Annotated in this window: 8 protein-coding genes; 1 reads left to right on the forward strand and 7 read right to left on the reverse strand. The window is 35.1% G+C overall.

Features of this window, described 5'->3' with window-relative positions; translation table 11 throughout:
• From RMO83_RS14445 to RMO83_RS14460, 4 genes are all read right to left on the reverse strand, one after another.
• On the reverse strand, positions 1 to 552 hold a 552-nt coding region (locus RMO83_RS14445; protein ID WP_310560405.1), incomplete at its 3' end, for a 1-deoxy-D-xylulose-5-phosphate synthase N-terminal domain-containing protein.
• 2 nt (positions 553 to 554) lie between these two features.
• On the reverse strand, positions 555 to 1208 hold the full coding sequence (gene fsa, locus RMO83_RS14450) for a fructose-6-phosphate aldolase (RefSeq protein WP_310560406.1): 654 nt from the start codon (positions 1206 to 1208) through the stop codon (positions 555 to 557).
• 179 nt (positions 1209 to 1387) lie between these two features.
• A complete protein-coding gene (gene xylA / locus RMO83_RS14455) occupies positions 1388 to 2713 on the reverse strand; it encodes a xylose isomerase (RefSeq protein ID WP_310560407.1) in 1326 nt (441 codons plus the stop codon).
• 6 nt (positions 2714 to 2719) lie between these two features.
• Positions 2720 to 4204, reverse strand: coding sequence for an FGGY family carbohydrate kinase (locus RMO83_RS14460; protein ID WP_310560408.1), 1485 nt, complete (start codon positions 4202 to 4204; stop codon positions 2720 to 2722).
• 398 nt (positions 4205 to 4602) lie between these two features.
• Here RMO83_RS14460 and RMO83_RS14465 point away from each other — a divergent pair, with 398 nt between their 5' ends.
• Positions 4603 to 5625 carry a LacI family DNA-binding transcriptional regulator gene (locus tag RMO83_RS14465; RefSeq protein WP_310560409.1) on the forward strand — a complete coding sequence of 341 codons (1023 nt, stop codon included), beginning with the start codon at positions 4603 to 4605 and terminating at the stop codon, positions 5623 to 5625.
• 50 nt (positions 5626 to 5675) lie between these two features.
• On the opposite strand, the gene RMO83_RS14470 is transcribed toward RMO83_RS14465, so the two are convergent.
• The 3 genes from RMO83_RS14470 to RMO83_RS14480 all read right to left on the reverse strand — a co-directional run bounded on the left by RMO83_RS14470 (position 5676) and on the right by RMO83_RS14480 (position 8172).
• Positions 5676 to 6677, reverse strand: a complete 1002-nt coding sequence (locus RMO83_RS14470; protein WP_310560410.1) for a hypothetical protein — start codon at positions 6675 to 6677, stop codon at positions 5676 to 5678.
• 217 nt (positions 6678 to 6894) lie between these two features.
• Positions 6895 to 7122: a hypothetical protein gene (locus RMO83_RS14475; RefSeq protein ID WP_310560411.1), complete on the reverse strand. Its 228-nt coding sequence runs from the start codon at positions 7120 to 7122 to the stop codon at positions 6895 to 6897.
• 21 nt (positions 7123 to 7143) lie between these two features.
• Complete coding sequence (locus RMO83_RS14480; RefSeq protein ID WP_310560412.1) at positions 7144 to 8172, reverse strand: T9SS sorting signal type C domain-containing protein; 1029 nt, start codon at positions 8170 to 8172, stop codon at positions 7144 to 7146.
• Positions 8173 to 8369: the final 197 nt, after the last annotated feature.

Below are 8369 nucleotides of genomic sequence, written 5' to 3' on the forward strand. Positions count from 1 at the left end.
TCCATCAATTTGTTGTCCATTAAAGTCAATCGTTGCAATATAATTGTCGATTTTTTTAGCCGAAGCAAACATAATGGCTTCCCAGTTTTGACCTTCCTGCAATTCTCCATCACCGTGCAAACTGTAAACTAAATTAGTGTCTTTATTTAGCTTTTTGGTCAAAGCCGTTCCAATCGCAACCGACATTCCTTGTCCTAATGAACCCGAAGCAATTCGGATTCCTTCCAAGCCTTCGTGAGTAGTAGGATGTCCTTGTAATCTAGAATTTAATAATCTAAAAGTGTTTAATTCTTGAACTGGAAAATATCCTTTTCGAGCTAAAACACTATAAAAAACAGGTGAAATATGACCGTTAGACAAGAAGAAAACATCTTCGTTGAGCCCATCTTTGTCAAAACCTTCTTTCAACTCCATAACCTCGTTGTACAAAGCTACCATAAACTCAGTGCAACCCAAAGAACCTCCGGGATGTCCTGAGTTTACTTTGTGTACCATTCTTAAAATATCTCTTCGTGTTTGGGATACAATATCTTGTAATTTACTAATTTCCATCCTTAATTTCCTTTTTGATAATCGGCCAAAAACTGGGCTAGACCGCTATCGGTTAATGGGTGTTTCAACAATCCCGTGATTGAAGATAAAGGGCCTGTCATTACATCAGATCCCAATTTGGCACAATTAATTACGTGCATCGTATTACGAACAGAAGCTGATAAAATTTGAGTTGGAAAATCGTAATTGTCATATATAAGTCTGATTTCTGCAATTAATCCCATTCCATCAGTGCAAATATCATCGAGTCTTCCCAAAAATGGGGAAACATAAGTGGCTCCTGCTTTGGCAGCCAATAACGCTTGTCCAACCGAAAATACTAAAGTTACATTAGTCTTGATTCCTTTGTCCGAAAAATATTTACACGCTTTAATACCGGCAGCAATCATTGGTAATTTTACCACAATTTGTGGGTGTAAGGCTGCCAATTCTTCGCCTTGTTGAATCATACCTTCATAATCCGTAGCAATAACTTCTGCCGAAACATCGCCGTCAACAATATTACATATTGCTAAATAATGTTTCAAAATATTGTCTGCTCCCGTGATTCCTTCTTTGGCCATAAGGGACGGATTTGTTGTTACTCCGTCTAAAACTCCCAAAGCTTGCGCTTCTAAAATCTCAGCTAAATTAGCTGTATCTATAAAAAATTTCATATTGTAAATTTTAATTGCTTTAATGTAAAAAAGCTAGTGATCATTATTGAAAAATAGTTTTAGAAACTCTGTGCCGTATCAGTATAAAATTTGACTAATAAAAACAGGTGTCGGAAAGCTGGTAACTTCGCAATTATAAATTTCCGACACCTTTAAGTTTTTAATAGTAATTCGAAATACTAAATATATTGGTTAATGATATTTTCGAACAATTCCTGTTTGCCGCTTTTCAAAGTCAGCTCTCCGTTTTCTTTGGCAATTTCGTACAAAGCTTTCAGATTTAATTTTCCGTCTTCGAATTCTTTTCCTTTTCCAGCATCGAATGAACTGTATCTTTCGGTTCTCAATTTGTTGTAAGCCGATGAAGTGATAATTTTATCCGCAGTTAATAAGGCTCTTGCAAAAGTATCTGCTCCGCCAATGTGTGCGTGAAAAACATCTTCCATATCGGTAGAATTTCTTCTGATTTTAGCATCAAAATTGACGCCTCCACCTTGCAATCCGCCTGCTTTCAAGAATACCAACATCGCTTCGGTCGTTTCTTGAATGTTATTTGGAAATTGGTCTGTATCCCATCCGTTTTGATAATCGCCTCGGTTCGCATCCAAACTTCCTAACATTCCCGCTTTCGCAGCCACTTCCATTTCGTGTTGGAAAGTGTGTTGTGCCAATGTGGCGTGATTAACTTCGATATTCATTTTGAAGTCTTTTTCTAAACCGTATTGGTGTAAAAATCCAATAGCTGTAGCACAATCGAAATCATATTGGTGCTTCATTGGCTCCATCGGTTTTGGTTCAATAAAGAAATTTCCTTTGAAACCTTGCGCTCTGGCGTAATCTCTGGCTTTGGCCAAAAACGTACCTAAATGATCTAATTCTCTGCCCATATCTGTGTTCAACAAAGACATATAGCCTTCACGTCCACCCCAGAAAACGTAATTTTCTCCGCCTAAAGCAATCGTTGCATCTAGTGCAATTTTTATTTGTCCGCCCGCTCTAGCCACTACATTAAAATCAGGATTGGTCGCCGCACCGTTCATATAACGTGGGTTCGAAAACGCATTAGCCGTTCCCCACAATAATTTCACGCCGGAAGCTGCTTGTTTTTCTTTCAGATATTCGGTTATCGAAACCACTCTGTTTTCAGATTCTGCAAAAGTGGCGCCTTCACTAATTAAATCAAAATCGTGGAAACAATAGTAGCCAAAACCCATTTTTGTAATAAATTCGAAAGCAGCATCTGCTTTGTCTTTGGCTGCTTGCAAAGCATCTGACGATTGATCCCAAGCGAAGTTTTGTGTTCCAGGTCCAAATGGATCAGATCCTTGCCCGCAGAATGTGTGCCAGTATGCTATTGAAAATTTAAAATGTTCACGCATCGTTTTTCCAGCTACAATCTGATTAGGATTGTAATATTTGAATGCTAATGGATTATCTGATTCCTTGCCTTCAAATTTAATTTCGCTAATACCTTTAAAGTATTCTTTGTTGCCTAAAGTTGCCATTTAATTTTATTTATTGATTATTAATTCTAATTCATTTTTCCACAGATAATACGCTTCTAAATACGGTTGCTTGTCTTTGAAAGGCATATAAGTCATAAGGTGATCATTGTCGGTAATGTATTTTACGAAAGTTTCAAAGTCGCCTTCGTGCAGTCCTGCTGCTCTTGCTGCGCCAATGGCTCCAGTGGTATTATAAATTTCTACTTCGTGACCAATAAGTGTTGCTACAGTATTCGAAAATATCTCAGATCGGAATAAATTATCGTTTCCTGCACGCATTACCTTCACTTCGATACCATCGGATTTCATAATTTCCATTCCATAGACAAATGAAAAAGCAATTCCTTCTAATGCTGCGCGACAAATATGGGCTTTGCCGTGATTGTTGAGATTGATATTGACCAATCGAGTTCCAATGTCTTTGCTATTCAGCATCCGTTCGGCTCCATTTCCAAAAGGAATCATACACACTCCATCAGAACCTACTGGAATATCCGAAGCGAGGTTATTCATTTCTTCATAAGAGGAAACCGAAAGATTGTTGAGCAACCAACGGTATTGAATTCCGGCCCCATTTATGCACAATAATTTTCCAATTCTTGGCTCTTCACCTTTTTTATAATTAGCGTGAGCAAAATTATTCACTCTCGAACTTTCTTTTACCGACAAACTATTGGTCATTGCATAAACCACACCCGATGTTCCGCCAGTTGCAGCCACTTCGCCGGGATTAAAAACATTCAGCGAGAGCGCATTATTCGGTTGATCGCCAGCTCTGTAAAATATGGGAGTGCCTTCGGCTAGACCGCTTTCTTCAGCTCCTTTTGCATCCACTTTAGATTGAATACAAAAAGTATCTACAATGTCTGGAACAAGTTCAGTCGAAATACCATAATGTTCAAACAAGAAATTGGCGAAGCTGTCATTTTTAAAATCCCACATAATTCCTTCGGATAATCCTGAGATTGTGGTGTTGATTACATTCGATAATTTATAGGCTATGTAATCGCCGGGCAACATAAACTTATGAATCTGTTTGTAAATTTCTGGTTCATTGTCTTTTACCCATTTCAATTTTGATGCGGTGAAATTTCCAGGAGAATTTAGCAAATGTTCATTGCATTTTTCTGTTCCAATAGTTGCAAAAGCCTCGTTTCCGATTTCTACCGCTCGACTATCGCACCAAATTATGGATTTTCGTAACGGCTGTCCTTCTTTATCAACCAAGACTAATCCGTGCATCTGATACGAAATTCCTATTCCTTTTATTTGTGTTCTAGAAATGTTATATTTCTTTTTCAATTTTGCAACAGCATTGCACGAATGCAACCACCAATCTTCTGGTTTTTGTTCTGCCCAACCATTTTTCAGGGCCAGCATACTCATTTCGGTTTCTGGCTCTTGGACAACGCCAATGCTTTTTCCGGTTGCAATTTCTACAACAGCCACTTTCACTGAGGAACTACCTATGTCAAATCCTATGTAATACATATTATCTGTTATTTTTTTATTTAATTCAAATATTTTCAATGATAAAAATACAGTATCCACTATTATTTTAGCATAAAAAGAATATATTAGCAATTATTACATCTAAAATATATCAAATTACAAATCAAATAAATGTAATATAAATCATTGAATATTAATTACTTAAGTTCAGTTTTAAAAAAATATAGCACAAATAAATGCTTACTTAAAGGTTTGCGTAACTTTTATATTTTAAATACTTTAAATTAAAAAAGGGTCTATTAAAAAATAACAAAATTTTCAGATTCATTTACAATCAATGGAAGAACTACTGCACTCAGAAAAATTTTTAATTTACCTAAAAACAAAATATTTTTAACTTAATTTAGCCAACGTTTTAAAATTAAAAACCAACTGAAATGATACCTAAAATTACATTAAAAAAAATCGCTGCTGAGTTTAATGTATCTATTGCTACCGTTTCTAAAGCATTGAATGATAGCCACGAAATAAGCGCAAAAACGAAGGATAAAATTCAGGAATTTGCCAAAAAACACCATTACAAACCAAATAAAGTAGCATTAAGTCTGTTAAATAAAAAAACAAAAACCTTGGGTGTAATTATACCCAATATAATGAATAGTTTTTTTACGGAAGTTTTTGTGGGAATTGAAGAGAAAGCAACCGAATTAGGATACAGTTTAATTTCCTGCATTTCCAATGAATCATACGAAAAAGAAGTAAATACAGTAGAGTTGTTAAAAAGCGGAACTATAGATGGATTTATTATTTCTATAGCCGAAGAAACCCAAGTAAATAAAAATTTCACTCATTTTATTGATGCCATTAACGAAGGTGTGCCCATTGTTCTTTTTGATAGGGTCGCAGATTCAATCGAGTGCGACAAAGTTATAGTAAATGATTTTGAAGGAGCTCGACACGCCACAGAACATCTGATTAAAACTGGTTGTAAAAAGATAGCTTTAGTTTCTATAATCGACAATTTAAGTGTGGGTAAACTGAGAGTAGATGGGTATAGAATGGCTTTGAATAATCATTCCATTTCAATTGATGAAAAGATTATAGTAAGACTTAACAAAAAAGAGGATTTTGAAACTTCAATGAAAATAATTTTGGATAATAAATCCATTGATGCATTATTATGTCTCGAAGAAAATTCAGCCCTAGAGTCACTAAAACTGATAAAAGCAATGAACTATAAAATCCCAGAAGATATGTCTATCATTTGTTTTACAAACGGTAAATTACCACAATATGTTAGCCCGGCAATCACCACAATAAGCCAGCACGGTAAATACATTGGAGAGACTGCCACAAAAATGTTGATATCTCGTATAGAAAGCAAAGAAGAAACGGATTTTTCTACTACCATTATAAAAACTAGTCTAATTGAAAGAGAAACTACTAAACGTTTAAAATAAAAAATCCGTACAAAATTAGTTTTTGTACGGATTTTTGAACTTTACTAATTTTACAAAGCTAATTTCAAAGTTTTATTATCATCAGTTACCAATATGAAACCTCCATTTGGTAAACTTGATAAATCAACCATCTGTGTTTGTTTCATTTTAGAAATAGTGATCACTTTTTTTCCGTTTAAATCATAAATGATAGCATTATCAGCCGTAACGTTGTTCGTGTTAATAATTAATCGTTTAGCTTTATTATCAAAAAACATTTCATTTGAACTCACTTTACCAAATTCCTTCGTTGCAAGTGGTGATGTGATTGTCGTTTGTACATTTGAACCGTAATAATCTGTTCCAGCTACCGATAATTTATAAAACCATTTATATACCTGACCTGCAGGCAATGTATTAGTGGGTGCAACTGTATTTGATATAATAAATGTAGGTGTTATTGTATTACCAGTCCCTGCCGTAATAGGTCCAAGAAAAAGCACATCAGTACCCGCACCATAATTAATGCTTCCATCTGCAAAAGTTCTAAACATTTGAATTTGGCAAGTCCCATCAGCCGTTGCGTCATAAGTAAATCCAGCTATGATGCTTTCACCAACAGCTGCTGTTGCCGCTGCGTTAGTTGCGATAATCTGATTCTGAACAACGCTAGCAGATGTAATTGTTGTTTCAACATTCGAACCATAATAATCAGTTCCAGCGACTGATAATTTATAAAACCATTTGTACACTTGTCCGGCTGGCAGGGTATTTGTAGGCGCAACTGTATTTGAAACCGTGAATATTCGTTCGATTTTCAGAGCAGTACCTGCGGCTACTGCAGACGTAAAAACTATATCAGTTCCCGCACTAAAATCAATATTCCCAGCAGTATCAGTTTTAAATAATTGAATTTGGCACGATCCAGCAATCAATGCATCATAGGTGAATCCAGCAGTGATGCTTCCACCAACAACACCTGCTGCCGTTGCGCTTGTTGCGGTAATTTGGTTTTGAGCAAAGCTAGTTACACACGTAAGCAATACAGCTAATAAAAGTAATTTTCTTTTCATAATAAGTGAATTTAGTTATTTAACAATTTAATATTAAACAAATCTACTACCTAAAGTGTAAATTCTGATACTACTTTTGATGCATAATATATTATAAATGATGCAATACTGGCTATTTTACTCAAATAAATACTATCTAATTTTCTAACTAGTGACTAATCCTAAAAAGCCCATTACAAAAATTTGTAATGGGCTTTTAGTAAAAGTTTTTACTTTTTTATCCTTGAATTCTATTTTTTTGAATCGCTCTAAACTTCATAAAAACAAAGAGTAAACCAATTATCGCCAAAACCCAAACATAATTATCTAGTGGGGCGGCTGGCGTCGTATCGCCATCTCCTTCTAAACCACCACCCGTATCATTGCCTCCAGGTTGAGCAAACATAACGAAGGTTGAACATAAATAGAAAGCGACTACATAATATTTTAATACTGTATTTTTCATTTTTTGATGTTTTATAGGTTCTTAATTCACTACTGTTTTGCTGACTGATTGGTTATTCGCTCCTAAAACTTTCACCAAAAGCACTTGGTTATTTGCTTTCAGATTATCAAGTAATGCAGTAGTTGCATTAATGTTTTTACGTTCCGCAATTAGTCTTCCTTGCACATCATAAACTTGAATACTATTGATCGCCATTTCGCCTGAATTCACATAAAGTGTTCCTTTTTTAGAATATACCATTACACTATTTTCATTAAAATTAGATGCGTTCACTTTTAATGTTTTTTGATATTTCAAAGAAAATCTTGTATTATCAGCTCCAGATGCAGCGGCAAAATTATAAGAACTTGTATTCAAATTAGTTTCGGTTCCCGTTTTGCTGTCTACTAAATAAATATCTTGACCAGATGCAAATAATCCATCAGTATGATCAATAGCAATGGTATAATTACCAGCCACATCTGTTTTAAAATTTAACGCAACTACATCAGAAACATTGAATGTTGGACGACCTTGAATCGTGTATTCTTCGTTATTGATCCAAGAAGTTAAAGCTATCGGACTATCATTAATGTACTTTCCATCAATGCCATTATCAACACCAATAGTAGCTCCATCCATATAACCTATTAAGGCTTGACTAAATACACCGTTTGTATCAGTAAGATTTAACCAGATACGGTCTTTCTGTGCAACTTGCTTGGTTTTAAAAATCTGGTTGTCATTATTAGGAGTTCGCATCGAATTAGTAAAAGCCAATGTTGTTGCAGCAATACCGGTTTTTACAATAAAACCTTGACCTACTTGAATTGTTCCGTTTGGCACAATATCATTTGGAGCAACATTACTCGCTGCAGCGCCTAAAGTAGTCCAAGTTGCGTAAGCAGAACCTGTAGAATTTGCCACTGCATTTGTTTTTCTCCAGAAATACAAGGTACCATCAGTAGAGTTTCCAGCTAAGAATGCATTTGCATTTATGGTGGATGGATAAGGATTTCCAACAGCATAATACTTATCAGATGCCAGTGGTGAAGGATTTCCCAAAGTCACTGTTCCATTATTTGGGCTTCCAGTAAAGACACCATTATAGATGAAAGCTAAATTTCCTAAATAGTCAACCCTTAAAAAGAGCTATTTTTAATTTCCACAAAAATAGGAATATTATTTTCAGGATAGAAGTTGAACAAATAATTAAGCCAAAAAACAATTTGTTCCTTGATTTGGTTGAATCGGAGCTTAAAATTGTA

Origin of the sequence: Flavobacterium sp., assembly GCF_031423415.1 — a bacterium.
GTDB lineage: Bacteria > Bacteroidota > Bacteroidia > Flavobacteriales > Flavobacteriaceae > Flavobacterium.